General features: G+C 73.1%; 14 protein-coding genes and 1 pseudogene. 2 read left to right on the top strand and 13 right to left on the bottom strand.

Annotated elements, in window-relative coordinates; translation table 11 throughout:
- Positions 1-28 precede the first annotated feature (28 nt).
- Positions 29-1,123 carry a GNAT family N-acetyltransferase gene (locus tag FB476_RS11760; RefSeq protein ID WP_141818993.1) on the top strand — a complete coding sequence of 365 codons (1,095 nt, stop codon included), beginning with the start codon at positions 29-31 and terminating at the stop codon, positions 1,121-1,123.
- A 26-nt stretch (positions 1,124-1,149) separates the two neighbouring features.
- Here the strand turns inward: FB476_RS11760 and FB476_RS11765 are convergent, their stop codons facing one another.
- The 10 genes from FB476_RS11765 to FB476_RS11810 all read right to left on the bottom strand — a co-directional run bounded on the left by FB476_RS11765 (position 1,150) and on the right by FB476_RS11810 (position 12,086).
- Complete coding sequence (locus tag FB476_RS11765) at positions 1,150-1,926, bottom strand: type 1 glutamine amidotransferase (RefSeq protein WP_141818995.1); 777 nt, start codon at positions 1,924-1,926, stop codon at positions 1,150-1,152.
- Complete coding sequence (locus FB476_RS11770) at positions 1,923-3,233, bottom strand: DUF1727 domain-containing protein (RefSeq protein WP_141818997.1); 1,311 nt, start codon at positions 3,231-3,233, stop codon at positions 1,923-1,925. The genes FB476_RS11765 and FB476_RS11770 overlap by 4 nt, the downstream gene beginning before the upstream one ends.
- Before the next feature lie 5 nt (positions 3,234-3,238).
- Entirely contained in the window at positions 3,239-4,834 is a 1,596-nt protein-coding gene (guaA, locus tag FB476_RS11775) for a glutamine-hydrolyzing GMP synthase (protein ID WP_141818999.1), read from the bottom strand.
- Positions 4,831-5,163 (bottom strand): DUF3817 domain-containing protein, encoded by a 333-nt coding sequence (locus FB476_RS11780; RefSeq protein ID WP_141819001.1) that lies wholly within the window; start codon positions 5,161-5,163, stop codon positions 4,831-4,833. Before FB476_RS11780 ends, guaA begins: the two co-directional genes overlap by 4 nt.
- Before the next feature lie 60 nt (positions 5,164-5,223).
- Positions 5,224-6,078, bottom strand: coding sequence for an SURF1 family protein (locus FB476_RS11785; protein WP_141819003.1), 855 nt, complete (start codon positions 6,076-6,078; stop codon positions 5,224-5,226).
- 72 nt (positions 6,079-6,150) lie between these two features.
- Positions 6,151-7,602, bottom strand: coding sequence for a YncE family protein (locus tag FB476_RS11790; protein ID WP_141819005.1), 1,452 nt, complete (start codon positions 7,600-7,602; stop codon positions 6,151-6,153).
- Positions 7,589-8,710: a GuaB3 family IMP dehydrogenase-related protein gene (locus tag FB476_RS11795; RefSeq protein WP_141819007.1), complete on the bottom strand. Its 1,122-nt coding sequence runs from the start codon at positions 8,708-8,710 to the stop codon at positions 7,589-7,591. Before FB476_RS11795 ends, FB476_RS11790 begins: the two co-directional genes overlap by 14 nt.
- Before the next feature lie 58 nt (positions 8,711-8,768).
- Positions 8,769-10,292 (bottom strand): IMP dehydrogenase, encoded by a 1,524-nt coding sequence (guaB, locus tag FB476_RS11800; protein ID WP_141819009.1) that lies wholly within the window; start codon positions 10,290-10,292, stop codon positions 8,769-8,771.
- A gap of 43 nt (positions 10,293-10,335) precedes the next feature.
- Positions 10,336-11,406: an anti-sigma-D factor RsdA gene (locus tag FB476_RS11805; RefSeq protein WP_238329776.1), complete on the bottom strand. Its 1,071-nt coding sequence runs from the start codon at positions 11,404-11,406 to the stop codon at positions 10,336-10,338.
- On the bottom strand, positions 11,406-12,086 hold the full coding sequence (locus tag FB476_RS11810; protein ID WP_238329683.1) for a sigma-70 family RNA polymerase sigma factor: 681 nt from the start codon (positions 12,084-12,086) through the stop codon (positions 11,406-11,408). Before FB476_RS11810 ends, FB476_RS11805 begins: the two co-directional genes overlap by 1 nt.
- Before the next feature lie 230 nt (positions 12,087-12,316).
- Between FB476_RS11810 and FB476_RS11815 the strand changes: the two are divergent.
- Positions 12,317-12,612 (top strand): annotated as a pseudogene (locus tag FB476_RS11815) (WhiB family transcriptional regulator).
- Positions 12,613-12,705: 93 nt separating this feature from the next.
- Here the strand turns inward: FB476_RS11815 and groL are convergent.
- The 3 genes from groL to FB476_RS11830 all read right to left on the bottom strand — a co-directional run bounded on the left by groL (position 12,706) and on the right by FB476_RS11830 (position 16,176).
- Positions 12,706-14,310 (bottom strand): chaperonin GroEL, encoded by a 1,605-nt coding sequence (gene groL / locus FB476_RS11820; RefSeq protein ID WP_141819013.1) that lies wholly within the window; start codon positions 14,308-14,310, stop codon positions 12,706-12,708.
- 107 nt (positions 14,311-14,417) lie between these two features.
- Positions 14,418-14,714, bottom strand: coding sequence for a co-chaperone GroES (gene groES, locus FB476_RS11825; RefSeq protein WP_022920324.1), 297 nt, complete (start codon positions 14,712-14,714; stop codon positions 14,418-14,420).
- 190 nt (positions 14,715-14,904) lie between these two features.
- Positions 14,905-16,176, bottom strand: coding sequence for a phospholipase D-like domain-containing protein (locus tag FB476_RS11830; protein WP_238329684.1), 1,272 nt, complete (start codon positions 16,174-16,176; stop codon positions 14,905-14,907).
- Positions 16,177-16,224 lie beyond the last annotated feature (48 nt).

Below are 16,224 nucleotides of genomic sequence, written 5' to 3' on the forward strand. Positions count from 1 at the left end.
CGGTGGACGGCGACGGAGACTGTCCGCCATGACGACCCCGGCGGTGGCCCCGCTCTCCGTGACCGACGTCCCCCCGGTCCCGACGGGCACCGACCCCTCCCCCGACATCGTCGCCTGCGTCGAGATGTGGCGCGCCGCCCACCTCGACCTCCTGGGGCACCTCGACCTCACCGAGTCCCCCGGCACGCTCGCGGCGGGCCTCGCGCAGCAGGAGTACGAGGCCAAGCAGCTGCTGCTCGCCCGCGAGGGCGACCGGGTCGTCGGCAGCTGCCTGCTGCGACGCCCACGACGGGAGAGCACCGAGGTGGCCCGCGGCGGCATGAGCGTGCTGCCCGGCGCCGACCCCTCGGTGGTCCTGCGCGCACTGTGGGAGGCGGCACGACCGGCCCTCGTGGCCGACGGGCGCACCACCGTGCAGCTGTGGTCGATGAGCCGGGCCGTGCGCCCCCACGCCCCCGACGTCCTGGTGCCGGGCACCGGCGTGGGGGCGGTCGAGCACGACGGCTACGCCGCCACCCTCCTCGACCTCGGCTTCGTGCTGGAGCAGGTCGAGCGCCACAGCCAGCTCGAGGTCGACGAGGGTCTCGAGCGCGCGGCGGGGCTCGAGCACGAGGTGCTGCGCCACGCCGACGGGTACGACGTGGTCAGCTGGGCCGGGCCGGCGCCGGACTCCCTCGCCGCCGGGCTCGCGGCCGCCTGCTCGCGGATGTCGACCGACGTCCCCATGGGAGCCCTGGAGGTCGACGAGGAGGCCTGGGACGTCGACCGGCTCCGCTACGTCGAGAGCACGCTGGCGGCCCGCGGCATGCTGCGCGTGACCACGGTGGCCCTGGAGGGGCGGACCGGTGAGGTCGCCGCATACTCCTGCCTCGACCACCACCCGGGGCTGCCGGAGGTCGCCTGGCAGGAGGACACCCTCGTGCTGGCCGAGCACCGCGGCCACCGGCTCGGGACCCTGGTGAAGATCGCCAACCTCCGGGCGCTGCGCGAGCACGCGGCCGGCGTCCTGCGCGTCCACACCTGGAACGCCGGCGAGAACGCCTGGATGCTGCGGATCAACGAGGCCCTGGGCTTCCGGGAGGCCTCGGCCGAGGCTGCCTGGCAGCTCACCGGGCTGCACTGAACGCGGCGCGGTCGGGGGCCGGGCTCTCAGCCCAGCAGGCGCCGGACCTGACGCTCGTGCGCCTCGCGGGCGACGGTGTCGTCGACGTCCGCAGGCGCCCACGTGCCGGTGGCCCGGCGGGCGGCGATCTCGAGCAGCCCGTCGGCCAGCCACGGGTTGGCGGGCAGGACCGGACCGTGGAGGTAGGACCCGACCACGTTGTGCGTGCGGGCGCCCTCGGTGCCGTCGGAGCCGTTGTTGCCGTGGCCCTGCCGGACGCGGCCGAAGGGCTGCTGGCCCTCGCCGAGCACGGTGGAGCCCGAGTGGTTCTCGTAGCCCACGACCGGGCCGAAGTCGGTGTCGAGGACGACCGGGCCGATCATCCGCTTCTCGTTGCCGCGGGTGGTGACGTCGAGGATGCCCAGGCCGGGCAGCCTGGCGCCCTCGACCGTGACGAAGGCCTCGCCGAAGAGCTGGTACATGCCGCAGATCATGAGCATCGGGACACCGTCGGCCGCCAGCTCGCGGAGCCGGTCGGCGATCCGGGCCAGGTCCTCCTGGACCCGGGCCTGGCCGCTGTCCTGCCCGCCACCGCCGAGCACGAGGTGCACCTGGTCGGGCCAGGGCGAGCCGGGGTGGTGGTCGTGGACGACGGGCGAGTAGCCGTGCCAGCGCAGCCGGGCGGCCAGGCAGCGGGTGTTGCCGAGATCGCCGTAGATGCTCATCTCGCGCGGGTAGAGGTGGACGAGGTGCACCTCGCCCTTGTCGGCCGGGACCTCGGCCAGGGCGGCGACGTCGCCGGGCAGCTGCTGGTCGGAGCTCATGCGGGGTCCTCCCCGAAACGGGCCAGCCCGAAGCGGTCGGCCAGGCGCCGGCGCAGGTGCATCATCGCGGTGTAGGTGCAGAAGATCCTGGTGGGCTCCCCCTCGTGCTCGCGCAGGAAGCGGTCGAGCGCGGCGTCGAGGTCGGTCTCGACGGCCCCGACGTCGACGCCGTCGTAGCGCAGCCGGAGGGCCATGTCCCACGCCCGGACCCCGGAGGTCAGCGCCACCCCGCGCTCGCGCAGCGGCTCGAAGGAGACGTCGTAGAGCCAGGAGACGTCGCGGCCGTCGGCGTAGTTGTCGTTGATCGCGATCATGGTCGCCGCGGGCTCGCCGCCGTAGGTGCCCAGCGCCACGGTGAACCCTGCGGGGTTCTTGACGAGGACGAGCTCGAGCGGGGCGCCGTCGACGTCGATGACCTCGCCGCGCCCGAAGGGCGGGTTGACCGACTCCAGGGCCTCGGCCGCCACCCGCGGGTCGAACCGGTCGTCCAGCAGCTGGCGGGCGGTGGTCGTCGCGGCGGTGGCGTTGATCATCGCGGCCAGGCCGCGCTGGCGCAGCGTCAGCGGCCCGACGTCGCGGCCGTCGCCGAAGCGGACCGTCAGGCTGCGGCCGTCCTCCGACGGCAGGAGCAGGCCGTCGGTGGCGCCCAGCTGGGGCCGGTCGGCGGGGTCCTCGAAGCGGACGTCGGCCTCCTGCAGCTCGGGCAGGCGATCGGCGATGCTCGGGTCGACCCCGAACCAGCCGACCCGCACGCCCTCGCCCAGCACGTCCCGGACGCGCGAGATGAAGGAGTCGTCGACGTTGAGCACGACGCCGGCGGTGGTGCGCTCCCCCAGCGTCGTGAGCAGCCGCGCCGTGTGGTCGATCTCGGCGAACCGGTCGAGCTGGTCGCGGGCCACGTTGAGCAGCAGCGCGTGGGTGGGCAGCACCTGGTCGGCGAAGTGGATCGCGTGCGCCTCGTCCAGCTCCACCACCGCGATGTCGGCGTCCAGCCGCCCGCGCAGCGAGATCTCGCCGAGCATCGAGGAGATCACCCCGCGGGTGAAGTTGGAGCCCGTCGGGTTGGTGAAGACCCGCAGCCCGTGCGCCCGCAGCACGGCCACGAGCATCTTGGTGGTCGTCGTCTTGCCGTTGGTGCCGGACACCACGACCACGCCCTCCGGCAACGACCCGAGGGTATGGCGCAGCACGGCCGGGTCGACCTTCTCGGTCACCAGGCCGGGCAGCGCCGAGCCACCGCCGCGCAGACGCGTGGCGAGCCGGGCGAGCCGGCCCGCGGCGAGCGCGGCGGTGGTGCGCAGCGGCATACCGCTCACTCCCACTCGATCGTGCCCGGCGGCTTGCTCGTCACGTCGAGCACGACGCGGTTGACGTCCTCGACCTCGTTGGTGATGCGCGAGGAGATGCGCGCCAGGATCTCGTAGGGCACGCGGGTCCAGTCGGCCGTCATGGCGTCCTCGCTGGAGACCGGGCGCAGCACGATGGGGTGGCCGTAGGTGCGGCCGTCGCCCTGCACGCCCACCGAGCGGACGTCCGCGAGCAGCACCACCGGGCACTGCCAGATGTCGCGGTCGAGGCCGGCGCGGGTCAGCTCCTCGCGGGCGATCGCGTCGGCGCGGCGCAGGATCGCCAGTCGATCGGCGGTCACCTCGCCGACGATCCGGATGCCCAGGCCCGGGCCCGGGAAGGGCTGGCGCCAGACGATCGCCTCGGGCACGCCGAGCTCGATGCCGACCTGGCGCACCTCGTCCTTGAAAAGGGTGCGCAGCGGCTCGATGAGCTTGAACTGCAGGTCGTCGGGCAGGCCGCCGACGTTGTGGTGGCTCTTGATGTTGGCCGTGCCGGCACCGCCGCCGGACTCCACCACGTCGGGGTAGAGGGTGCCCTGGACGAGCCACTTGACCGGGTGGTCGCCGGAGGCCTCGGCGTCCGCTCCCCCGTGGGCGCGGACCACGTCGCGGGCGGCCTGCTCGAAGACGCGGATGAACTCCCGGCCGATGATCTTGCGCTTCTGCTCGGGGTCGGTGACCCCGGCGAGCGCCGAGAGGAAGCGCTCGCGCGCGTCGACGACGACGAGGTCGACCCCGGTGGCGGCGACGAAGTCCTTCTCGACCTGCTCGGCCTCGCCCTCGCGGAGCAGCCCGTGGTCGACGAACACGCAGGTGAGCTGGTCACCGACGGCGCGCTGCACCAGGGCCGCCGCGACCGAGGAGTCGACGCCGCCGGAGAGCCCGCAGATGACCCGGTCCTCGCCGACGGTCTCGCGGATCTCCTCGACGAGCTGGTCGACGACGTTGCCGCTGGTCCACGTCGGGTCGATGCCGGCGCCGCGGCGCAGGAAGTTGGTCAGGACCTGCTGGCCGTGGGTCGTGTGCAGCACCTCGGGGTGCCACTGCACGCCGTAGAGGCGACGCTCGTCGTCCTCGAAGGCGGCGACCGGGGCGCCCGGGGTGGAGGCGGTCACCTTCGTGCCGGCGGGGGCGGCGTGCACGGCGTCGCCGTGCGACATCCAGACCACCTGCTCGCCCGGCTGGTCGGCGAAGAGGGTGCTGCTCTCGCTGGAGATGTTGGCCCGGGTCTCGCCGTACTCGCGCTGACCGGTGCGGGCGACCTGCCCGCCCAGCACCTGCGACATGGCCTGGAAGCCGTAGCAGATCCCGAAGACCGGCACGCCGGAGGTGACGACCGCGGCGTCCAGGCCGGGCGCGTCCTCGGCGTAGACCGAGGAAGGCCCTCCGGAGAGGATGATCGCGGCGGGGTCCTTGGCGAGGATCTCCTCGGGCGGGGTGGTGTGGGGGACGATCTCGCTGTAGACGTTGGCCTCGCGGACGCGGCGCGCGATGAGCTGGGCGTACTGCGCGCCGAAGTCGACGACGAGGACGGGACGGGAGTCGAGCGGCTGGGTCACGCGACAACCCTATCCGCGTCGGCCCCGGCGGCGATCTGCGCCCGCGCCTGCTGCTGCACCCGGTGCTCGACCCAGAACGACAGGAAGGGCACGCAGCCGGCGAGCATGACGCCGACCATCCTGCCCATCCCCCAGCGCAGCTCGAAGCCGAGCAGCGCCACCGCGACGAGGTAGAGCATGTAGAACCACCCGTGGGGCGCCGGCCACCAGGCCAGCAGGCGGTTGTCGAAGCCGTAGCGCAGCACCATGTGCGCGACCAGCAGCAGCAGGCCGACTCCGACGGCGAAGGCCATCACGCGGAAGAACGTGAGCTTGGCACGGGCGGACATGTGGGGGTTCTCCTCGGGGCTGGGAGCAGGGGGACGTGGGGCGGCGACGGGGTTCGCGTGCTACGAGGGCACCGGGGCGCGGTCGTCCGCGGTGCCGGCAGGGGTATGAGGTGCAGCGCCCGCGGGCGGGCCACCATTCCCGGGCGGTCCGGCCTGCGGGCCCTCGGGGGTCGCGCCCGGACGCTCGCCACGGGCCGCCTGCCGCAAGAAGCGGACGTACATGTAGACGGCGAAGCCGGCGAAGGTGAACCACTGCAGGCCGTAGCCGAAGTTGCGCCAGACGATCCCGCTGTCGCCGAAGACCGGCGGCGGGACGCGTCGCACGTCGGCGGAGGTGACGGCCGGCTCCTCGTCGACGAGGAAGACGAAGGCGTTGTAGACCGGGTCGTCCCAGGCGTTGACGAGATCGGCGGTGTCGATGGCCGCGCGTTGCCCCTCGGGCAGCCGGCCGAGGTCGCCGGCCTCCCCGGGCGACTCGCTGGGAGCCAGGGCGCCCGTCACCCGGACGGAGCCCGCGGGCGGCTCGTCGGCGTCCGCGGGGTCGGTCACGAAGCCGCGCACGACCGGCAGCAGCGCCGCCTCGCCCGGGTCCTGCGTCCGCACGGGGGTCACGACCCAGTAGCCGGACTCCCCTTCGAGCAGCCGGCCGGGCACGAGGAACTGGAGCTCGGCGGCATACTCCCCCTCGGTGGTGACCGACAGCCCGGCACCGTCGGAGGGGAAGGGCTGCTGGGGGCCGGTGACCTCGGCGAGCGGCTCGGTGGGGCGGGCGGCCTGGGCCTGCGCGTGCTCGCGCGAGGCCTCGTTGGAGCTCACGCCGATCTGCCACATGCCGAGCTGGTAGAACGACACCACGACCACGACCAGCAGCGCCAGCAGGGCCAGCCAGCCGGGCTTGAGGGCGGTGCGGATCACCCCTCCAGGGTAGGTGATCACCCGGGGTGCTCCTGGCCCGGGCGGACGGGCCGGGGGCCAGGACCGGCGTGCCTACTCCAGCAGGCGGCTCTGGTCGTCGAAGACGTAGACCGCGCCGTTGTAGCAGGCGACCCACACGGTGTTGGTGACCGGGTCGTAGTCGATGCCGATCGGGTCCGCGTCCACGTCGACCTTGTCGATCACCGTCATGTCGGAGGTGCGGATCTTGGATACGGTGGCCTCGTCGTAGTTGACGACGTAGAGGGCCGTCTCGTCCGGGGACATCGTCACCGAGCGGGGCTCCAGGCCCGGGGAGACCTCGTCGACGATCGTGTCGGTCGCGGTGTCGATCTTGTAGATCGTGTTGGCCGAGCTGACCGTCATGTAGAGGGTCTTCCCGTCCGCGGTCACGTTGAGGTGCCGGGGCCGCAGGGTGGTGTTCATGACGAGCTCGCTGGTGCCGGCCGCGATGTCGATCTTGAACAGCGACTGGGCGTACATCGCCACGACGTAGGCGGTGTTGTTGTCGGGCAGGATCGCGATGCCGCGGGGCGACTCGTTGACGTCGATGACCTTGACCTCCTCGGCCTTCTCGACGTCGACGACCGAGATGCTCGCGTCGCACCAGTTGCTCACCAGGATGGTGCTCTGGTCGGGCGTGATCTCGAGGTACTTGGGCACGGCACCGACCTTGATGACCTGGTCCCAGGCCATCTCCTCGGCGTCGAAGCGGTAGAGGAAGGAGGGGCCGACCCCGCTGTCGCGGGTGCAGGCGTCGAAGCCCTCGACGCCGAAGTTCTGGCCGTACATCGTGTACTGCGAGACGTAGGCGTAACGCCCGTCCTTGGTCCACACGGCCTCGACCGGCGAGCCCTGCGAGATCCCCGGGTGGCCCTCGACGCCGAACTCCGCCAGGTCGACGGCGTCGTCCAGCACCGCGACCTGCTCCCGCGTCGTCGAGTCGAAGACCGTCGAGGAGTGGGAGTACATCATGTTGTTGGCGATCATCAGGCCGTGCCCGGAGGCCATGATCGACTTCGGCGTCATGCCGCCGGTGAGGTAGTCGACCGGCTCCAGGGCGGTGGTGTCGCTGGGCAGCGCGTTGGGGACCGGGTCCTTCTGCCAGACGGGGTCCTTCTCCGGCTCCGGCTCGGGCTCGGCGGTCTGCGACGCCTCCTCCGTCCGGGACGCGGCGTCGTCGCCGGAGCTCTCCCCGGTGCCGGCGGCCGGCGGAGAGGCCTGCCCACCCTCGGTGCCCGCGGCGGCGGCGCGGTCGCCGTCACCGGGGCCCCAGCTGCCGATCCAGACTCCCACGCCGGCGACGACGGCGAGAACGAAGGCCAGGAGGCCGCCCAGCACGGCACGCCGACGACGCACGTGCACGGGGTCCTGGCTCACCCGCAGGCCGCCGCGGCGGCCCTCCCGGTGCCGTCCGCGCATCGCGCGGACGTCGAGCTCGGCGTCGTCGTCCTCCCAGCGGTCCACCGGACCGCGACGCCGCCCGTCGGCGTCACCGGGCGCCATACGGTGCCACCACCACTTCCACGCGCTGGAACTCCTTGAGGTCGGTGTAGCCCGTCGTCGCCATCGCGCGGCGCAGGGCGCCCATGAGGTTGGTGGAGCCGTCGGCGCCCGCCGCCGGGCCGAGGAGGATCTGCTCCAGCGAGCCCACGGTGCCGACGTCGACCCGCTCGCCGCGCGGCAGCTCGGGGTGGTGCGCCTCGCTCCCCCAGTGGTAGCCGCGGCCCGGGGCCTCCGTCGCGCGGGCCAGCGCCGCGCCGAGCATGACCGAGTCGGCGCCGCAGGCGATGGCCTTGACGATCTCGCCGGAGGTGCTCGTGCCGCCGTCGGCGATGACGTGCACGTAGCGGCCGCCCGACTCGTCGAGGTAGTCGCGACGGGCCGCGGCGACGTCGGCGATGGCGGTGGCGGCGGGCGTGTGGATGCCCAACGTGGTGCGGGTGCGGTGCGCGGAGCCGCCGCCGAAGCCCACGAGCACGCCCGCCGCGCCGGTGCGCATGAGGTGCAGGGCCGCGGTGTAGGTGCCCGCGCCGCCGACGATGACCGGCACGTCGAGCTCGTAGATGAAGCGCTTGAGGTTGAGCGGCTCGGCCTGGCTCGAGACGTGCTCGGCCGAGACCGTCGTTCCGCGGATGACGAAGAGGTCGACGCCGGCCTCGACGACGTCGCGCCAGAACTGCTGGGTGCGCTGCGGCGACAGGGCGCCGGCCACGGTCACGCCGGCCTCGCGGACCTGCCGCAGCCGCTCGGTGATGAGCTCGGGACGCACCGGCGCGGAGTAGAGCTCGCGCATCCGGGCGGTCGTGCGCTCGTCCGGGAGCTCGGCGAGCTCCTGCAGGGCGGGCAGGGGGTCCTCGTAGCGCGTCCACAGGCCCTCGAGGTCGAGGACGCCGAGGCCGCCGAGGCGGCCCATCTGGATCGCCGTCTCGGGCGAGACGACGGAGTCCATCGGCGCCGCCATCACGGGCAGCTCGAAGTGGTAGGCGTCGATCTGCCAGGAGATGGAGACGTCCTGCGGGTCCCTCGTCCGGCGCGACGGGACCACCGCGATGTCGTCGAAGGTGAAGGCGCGGCGTCCCCGCTTGCCCCGGCCGATCTCGATCTCAGTCACCCGGACAGGCTACCGAGCCTTCCTGGTGCTCCGGCACACCAGCACCGGCGGGCCGCGATCAGCGGTAGTTCGGGGCCTCCGCCGTCATCTCGATGTCGTGCGGGTGCGACTCCTGCAGGCTGGCCTGGGTGACCCGCACGAACTGCGCCTTCTCCTGCAGCTCGGGCACGGTCCGCGCGCCGACGTAGAACATCGCCTGGCGCAGACCGCCGGTCATCTGGTGCAGCACCGCGCTGACCGTGCCGCGGTAGGGCACCCGACCCTCGACGCCCTCGGGCACCAGCTGGTCGTCGCTGGAGACCTCGGCCTGGAAGTAGCGGTCCTTGGAGAAGGACTTCTTGCCGCGCGAGCTCATGGCGCCGAGCGACCCCATGCCGCGATAGCTCTTGTACTGCTTGCCGTTGACGAAGATCAGCTCGCCGGGGCTCTCCTCGGAGCCGGCCAGCATCGAGCCCATCATCACCGACTCGGCACCGGCGGCGAGGGCCTTGGGGATGTCGCCGGACCACTTCAGCCCACCGTCGGCGATGACCGGGACACCGTGCTCGCGGGTCGCCGCCGCGGCGGCGTGGACGGCGGTGAGCTGGGGGGCGCCCACGCCGGTCACGACGCGGGTGGTGCAGATGGCGCCCGGGCCCACGCCCACCTTGACGGCGTCCGCACCGGCCTCGACGAACGCGAGCGCCCCGGCCGCGGTCGCGACGTTGCCGCCGACGACCTGGACGTGGCGGGTGGCAGGGTCGCTCTTGAGGCGCCTGACCATGTCGATGAGCAGCCGCACGTGCCCGTGCGCGGTGTCGGCCACCAGGACGTCGACACCGGCGTCGACGAGCGTGGTGGCGCGCTCCCAGGCGTCGCCGAAGTAGCCGATGGCGGCGCCGACGAGCAGCCGACCCTCGGCGTCGTTGCTGGCGTGGGGGAACTGCTCGGACTTCACGAAGTCCTTGACGGTGATGAGACCCGCGAGCCGGCCGGCCTCGTCGACGAGGGGCAGCCGCTCCCGCTTGTGGGCGCGCAGGATCGCGGTGGCCTCCTCGCGGGAGACGTCGGCCGGCGCGGTCACCAGCGGCGTCGGGGTCATGATGTCGCGCACCAGCGTGTGCTCCCACTCGGCGACGGGGGTGAAGCGCAGGTCGCGGTTGGTGCAGATGCCCAGCAGCGTGCCGTCCTCGGCGACGACCGGCAGGCCCGAGACGCGGTACTGCCCGCAGACGCGGTCGAGGTCCTCGAGGGTGGCGTCCGGCCCGATGGTCACGGGGTTGGTGATGCGCCCCGTCTGCGTGCGCTTGACGAGGTCGACCTGCATCGCCTGGTCCTCGATCGAGAGGTTGCGGTGCAGGATGCCGATGCCGCCCTGGCGGGCCATCGCGATCGCCATCCGGGCCTCGGTGACGGTGTCCATGGCTGCCGAGACCAGGGGCAGGCGGAGGGAGATCTCGCGGGTCAGCCGACTGGTGGTGTCGATCTCGTCCGGCGCCATGTCCGTCTCGCCCGGCAGCAGCAGGACGTCGTCGTAGGTGAGCCCCAGCGGGGCGAACGCGGCGGGCACGGACGGGTGGGCACTGTGGTCAGCCGGGAGCATGAGGCGATCGTAGTCGCAGGGGGTGAGAGGCTCCTGAGCGCGGTCAGGGAGAGACCGGAGCGTCCTCGACCCCGCCGGTCTCGTCCTCGACGGCCTGACCGTCGAAGACGGCGGTGTCCGTCCCGGGCTCGCCGCCCTCGCCGGGCGGCGTCTTCTTCGCCTGGCCGGGCGGGGTGCCGCCCTGGCCGGGAGGCGTGGTGGCCTGGCCGGGCGGGGTGCCACCCTGGCCCGGAGGCGTGCCGCCGTGCCCGGGAGGCGTGCCGCCGCGACCGGGCGGGGTGGCGCCCTGGCCGGGAGGCGTGGTGGCCTGGCCGGGCGGGGTGCCACCCTGGCCCGGAGGCGTGCCGCCGTGCCCGGGAGGCGTGCCGCCGTGCCCGGGCGGGGTGGCGCCCTGGCCGGGAGGCGTGGTGGCCTGGCCGGGCGGGGTGCCACCCTGGCCCGGAGGCGTGCCGCCGTGACCGGGCGGGGTCGTGGCCTGACCGGGCGGCTGCACCTGGCCCTTGCCGGAGCCCGCGTTGGCGTCGCTGCCGGAGGAACCCGCGCCCTCGCCGGTGCCCGGCTGGGCCAGGTCGGATCCGGTGTCGGTCGCCGACGGGGTCTGGCCCGACGGACTGTCGGCCGTTGCCGCCTCGGAGGTGGGGTCGGCGGACCGGGTCGGGTCGGCCGCCGGCTGGTCGACGCCGGCACGCATGTGGGCCGGGGTCCGGCCGTCCTCGGACGTCGCCTGGTCACCGTCACCGCCGGTGTCCCCCTCGGCCTCCACGAGCGGCTCGCCCGGCGTGCCGGCGGGGCCGTCGCCGTCGGCGCCCGGCACCAGGGCCACGACGACCCGACCGACGTCGGTCAGCGCGGGGATGTCGGCGCCGCTGAGGGCGGCGGCGACCGAGGACCCGGTCAGCATCGCGACCGTGAGCGCGCCCCCGCCCAGGGTGCGACGCACCCGGCGACGGCGACGGGCCGCGGGGCCCAGCACGGGCGGCGCGGCAGGCACGGCGGCGTCGATCTCGGCGGTCCAGGCGGCCAGCATCGCGGCCACGTCGTCGCCCGGGGGGACCGCCCCGGGGCTGCGCGAGCCGAGCGCGTCGAGGAGCCGGTCGGTCCGGCGGAGGTCCATCACGAGGCCATACCCTCCCATCGCGCTCGCAGCTCGGTGAGCGCCCGGTGCTGGGCGACCCTCACGCTCCCGGGAGTCATCCCGAGGGCGTCCGCGGTCTCGGCGGCGCTGAGACCGACGCCGACGCGGAGCACCAAGATCTCACGGTGCCGCTCGGACAGGGTTTCCAGGAGGGCCCAGGCGCGGGAAGCCTCGTCACGGTGCACGACGTCGGACTCGGCGGAGGCGACGTGGCTGTCGAAGACCGGGGACGCGGAGTGGTCGGCCGGGACGGGACCGCGGGCGTGGGCCCGCTGGGCGTCGGCGACCTTGCGGGCGGCGAGACGGTAGACGAAGGCCTCGAAGGGCACCCCGCGGTCGTCGTAGGTCGGGAGGGCGGTGAGGACACCCATCCCCACCTCCTGGGCCACGTCCTTGGCGATCTCGGCCGCGGCCGGATAGGTCCCGAGGCGGGCGCGGGCGTAGCGGAGCGCGATCTGAAGCACCGTGGCCAGCAGGTCCTCCCGGGCCTGGCGGTCACCGGTGCGGGCCTTGTGCACGAGGTCGCGGAGGTCCTTCGTCGGCGCGGCCGGGACGGCGTGGGGCCCGGACTCGTGCACGTCGCGGGCGAGGACCGGGCGCGACGGGGCGGACGCCACCATCGGGAAGGTGGGACCCACGGGCACGGGTTCAGATCTCATCAACCGAACGGCGGACGTGCGCCACGCCACCACGTGCCCCACCCCTATTCCTCCGAGCCGCACGGGACCGGCCTGCTCGTCACGGCGCAGGCTGAACTAGAGAATGACACACGGACGGCCCCCTGGGAAGGGGTCGGGACGGACTTCCCGTCCCGCCGGCCGAGGCCTCCCCCGGGCGGGGCACCTGTCACTAGGGTGATATCCACCGGCCGGAGAGAGAGGTGCGCGCCGTGGCGGAGACGGTAGCCCCGCAGCCCGGGCCCGTAGCGGACCTGTGGGAGTGGCAGTTCCGGGGCGCGTGCCGCACGGCCAGCCCTGAGGTCTTCTTCCACCCCGAGGGCGAGCGCGGACCGGCCCGCGCAGCCGTGACGAGCGCGCCAAGGTGGTCTGCGCCACCTGCCCCGTGCTGGAGCGCTGCCGCGCCCACGCCCTCGCGGCGCGCGAGCCCTACGGCGTGTGGGGCGGCATGACGGAGGAGGAGCGGATGGCCTGGTACGCCGAGGAGGACGCGCGGGGCCGGGACTGAGCCCGACCTCGCCCGGACGCGGGCGAGGCCCCCGCCGGGATCCGGCAGGGGCCTCGCTCGAGGTGCGGGTCGGGATCACCGACCCGCGAGAGGTCAGTGGCTGTGGCCGTGGCCGTTGTCCTCGTCCTCCTCGGGCTTCTCGACCACCAGGGTGTCGGTGGTCAGCACCATGGAGGCGATCGACGCGGCGTTGCGCAGCGCGGAGCGCGTCACCTTGACCGGGTCGATGACCCCCTGCGCCATGAGGTCGCCGTACTCGCCCGTGGCGGCGTTGAGGCCCTGACCCGCCGGCAGCTCGGCAACACGGGTCGTGGCGACGTAGCCCTGCAGACCGGCGTTCTCGGCGATCCAGCGCAGCGGCTCCGCGGCGGCGCGCCGCACGACCTGCGCACCCGTCGCCTCGTCACCGCTCAGCTCCAGCTCGTCGACGGCCGCGGAGGCGTGGAGCAGGGCCGAGCCGCCACCGGCGACGATGCCCTCCTCGATGGCCGCACGGGTCGCCGAGACGGCGTCCTCGATGCGGTGCTTCTTCTCCTTGAGCTCCACCTCGGTGTGCGCGCCGACCTTGATGACGCAGACGCCGCCGGCGAGCTTGGCGATGCGCTCCTGCAGCTTCTCGCGGTCCCAGTCGCTGTCGGTCGAGGCGGCCTCGGCCTGCAGCTGGGCGACGCGGTCGCTGACGGTCTGCTCGTCGCCGCCACCGTCCACGATCGTGGTGGAGTCCTTGGTCGAGACGATGCGGCGGGCGGTGCCCAGCACCTCGAGGCCGACCTGGTCGAGCTTGAGACCGACCTCCTCGGCGACGACCTGGCCGCCGGTGAGGATGGCCATGTCCTGCAGCATCGCCTTGCGGCGGTCGCCGAAGCCCGGGGCCTTGACGGCCACGGCGTTGAAGGTGCCACGAATCTTGTTGACGACGAGCGTCGACAGGGCCTCGCCCTCGACGTCCTCGGCGATGATCAGCAGCGGCTTGTTGGCCTGGACGACCTTCTCGAGCAGCGGCAGCAGGTCGGCGACGGCCGAGATCTTGCCCTGGTGCAGCAGCACGTAAGCGTCCTCGAGGACGGCCTCCATGCGCTCGGCGTCGGTGACGAAGTAGGGCGAGAGGTAGCCCTTGTCGAACTGCATACCCTCGGTGAAGTCGAGCTCCAGCGCGGTGGTGGAGGACTCCTCGACGGTGATGACGCCGTCCTTGCCGACCTTGTCGAAGGCGTCGGCGAGCAGCTCGCCGATCTCCGGGTCCTGCGCGGACAGGCCGGCGACCTGGGCGATCTCGTCGCGGCCCTCGAGCTCGCGGGCGGTGGCGAGCAGGCGCTCGCTGATCGCGTTGACGGCCTGGTCGATGCCGCGCTTCAGGCCGGACGGGGCCGCACCGGCGGCCACGTTGCGCAGGCCCTCCTTGACCATGGCCTGGGCCAGGACGGTCGCGGTGGTGGTGCCGTCACCGGCGATGTCGTTGGTCTTGGTGGCGACCTCCTTGGCGAGCTGGGCGCCGAGGTTCTCGTAGGGGTCGTCGAGCTCGACCTCGCGGGCGATCGTCACACCGTCGTTGGTGATGGTGGGCGCGCCCCACTTCTTGTCGAGCACGACGTTGCGACCCTTCGGGCCGAGCGTCACCTTGACCGCGTTGGCCAGCGCGTCGACGCCGCGCTCGAGGGCCTTGCGGGCGTTGTCGTTGAACTCAAGCTGCTTCGCCATCGGCGGACAGCTCCTTTCGGGGAGGTATGGGTGGTGCACGTGAGCGCCCCGCCTCACCGCGCCGTACGGGCGGGTGCGACGGGGCGGCTCGAAGAACGTCAGGCTGTTCAGCCCACGATCGCCAGGACGTCGCGCGCCGAGAGGATCAGGTACTCGGTGCCGCCGTACTTGACCTCGGTGCCGCCGTACTTGCTGTAGATGACGCGGTCACCGACCTTGACGTCCATGGGGACGCGCTCGTCGCCGTCCTCGTTCCAGCGGCCCGGGCCCACGGCCAGGACCTCGCCCTCCTGGGGCTTCTCCTTGGCGGTGTCCGGGATGACGAGACCGGAGGCGGTGGTCTGCTCGGCCTCGACGGCCTGGACGACGATGCGGTCCTCGAGCGGCTTGATGGAAACCGACACGGTTACCTTCCCTTCGTGGGCCGACCGGGCTGGCCGGTCGGCGTGGTCGTTGTGCGGTCACCCGGTCGCGGGTGCCGGTCGCCGTCGCGGGGGTCGACCGGGCTCGCCGCTGGCACTTGCGTGCCCCGAGTGCTAAGACGAATCTAGGCAGGGAGTTAGCACTCGGTCAAGCCGAGTGCCAGGGGGCGTGTCAGAGCATCGCCTCGAGCGGCCGCAGGCTGCGCTCCAGGACCCGGTAGTACCAGGGCCGGCCCCGCCACCGGTCGAGCGTCATCTCCTCGCAACGCTCCAGGTCACGACGGAAGACGGTCTCCATCCGCTCGGCCTGGTCGCGGCTGATGATCTCGAGGTTGATCTCGTAGTTGCCCCGCAGCGACAGCCGGTCGATGTTGGCCGTCCCGACCGTCGCCCAGCGTCCGTCCACGGTCGCCGTCTTGGCGTGCACCATGACGTCCTTGTAGAGGTGCAGGTGCACCCCGCCCTCGAGCAGCTCGCTCCAGTAGTAGCGGGCCACGATGTCGGCCAGCACGTGGTTGGAGTGCTCGGGCATGATCACGCGCACGTCGACGCCCCGCTTCGCCGCGCGGAGCAGGCCCTCGAGCACCTCCGGGTCGGGGATGAAGTAGCCCTGGGTGATCCAGATCCGGTGCATCGCCCGGTCGATCGCCTCCAGGTAGAGGGCGCGGACGGGGTAGACGAGCCGGCTCGGCTCGTTGCGGGCCGCGTGCAGCGGCGAACCCCACCGCTCGGTGCCGGAGTCGACCAGCTCGGGCTGGGCGGGCCGGCGGTGCCGGTTCCAGAAGTCGACGAAGGCGTTCTGCAGCTCCCAGACCCCCGGCCCCTCGACCCGCACGTGGGTGTCGCGCCACTTCGTGGCGTAGAGCTCACCGATGTTGTAGCCGCCGACGAAGCCGACCAGGCCGTCGACGACGAGGATCTTGCGGTGGTCGCGACCCGTGCGCCGCAGGTCCAGGAGCGGCAGACCGGGCCTGAGCACCGGGAACTGCATGACGTGCACCGAGCCCGGGAACCGGATGAAGGAGCGCGGGACGACGAGGTTGGCGAAGCCGTCGAAGACGACGCAGACCGTCACGCCGCGCTCCGCCGCCCGGATGACGGCGTCCTTGAACTCCTGACCGACGGAGTCGCCCTTCCAGATGTAGGAGGCGAGGTAGACGTAGTCCTGCGCGGCGTCGATCGCGGCGATCATGTCGTCGTAGAGCGCCCGGCCGTAGGTGTAGGTCGTGATGCGGTCGTCCTCGACGTCCACGTGCAGCGGAGGGTCGGCGGGGGCGGACGGGTCGTCGCCCTCGTCCCGGCGCTTGCGGATGGCGTCGGCGGCGACCACGCCGGCGGCGAGCGAGAGCTGGCCGAGGACGGCCCAGCCGGCCGTCCTCAGGGTGACCCGACGCACGCTGCGCAGCAGGTCACGGGCGTCGGTGGTGAGCAGGTCGGTGGGCACGGGAGCCAATCTACTGGTGGTCGCCTCCCCCGCTCCCCCGGTCGGCCC

Source organism: Ornithinimicrobium humiphilum (genome assembly GCF_006716885.1).
GTDB lineage: Bacteria > Actinomycetota > Actinomycetes > Actinomycetales > Dermatophilaceae > Ornithinicoccus > Ornithinicoccus humiphilus.

Excerpts from the sequence above, each read along its gene's own strand:
- FB476_RS11760 (WP_141818993.1), top strand. The coding sequence starts at position 29 with ATGACGACCCCGGCGGTGGCCCCGCTCTCCGTGACCGACGTCCCCCCG.
- FB476_RS11765 (WP_141818995.1), bottom strand. The coding sequence starts at position 1,926 with ATGAGCTCCGACCAGCAGCTGCCCGGCGACGTCGCCGCCCTGGCCGAG.
- FB476_RS11770 (WP_141818997.1), bottom strand. The coding sequence starts at position 3,233 with ATGCCGCTGCGCACCACCGCCGCGCTCGCCGCGGGCCGGCTCGCCCGG.
- FB476_RS11780 (WP_141819001.1), bottom strand. The coding sequence starts at position 5,163 with ATGTCCGCCCGTGCCAAGCTCACGTTCTTCCGCGTGATGGCCTTCGCC.
- FB476_RS11790 (WP_141819005.1), bottom strand. The coding sequence starts at position 7,602 with ATGGCGCCCGGTGACGCCGACGGGCGGCGTCGCGGTCCGGTGGACCGC.
- guaB (WP_141819009.1), bottom strand. The coding sequence starts at position 10,292 with ATGCTCCCGGCTGACCACAGTGCCCACCCGTCCGTGCCCGCCGCGTTC.
- FB476_RS11805 (WP_238329776.1), bottom strand. The coding sequence starts at position 11,406 with ATGGACCTCCGCCGGACCGACCGGCTCCTCGACGCGCTCGGCTCGCGC.
- FB476_RS11810 (WP_238329683.1), bottom strand. The coding sequence starts at position 12,086 with ATGAGATCTGAACCCGTGCCCGTGGGTCCCACCTTCCCGATGGTGGCG.
- groL (WP_141819013.1), bottom strand. The coding sequence starts at position 14,310 with ATGGCGAAGCAGCTTGAGTTCAACGACAACGCCCGCAAGGCCCTCGAG.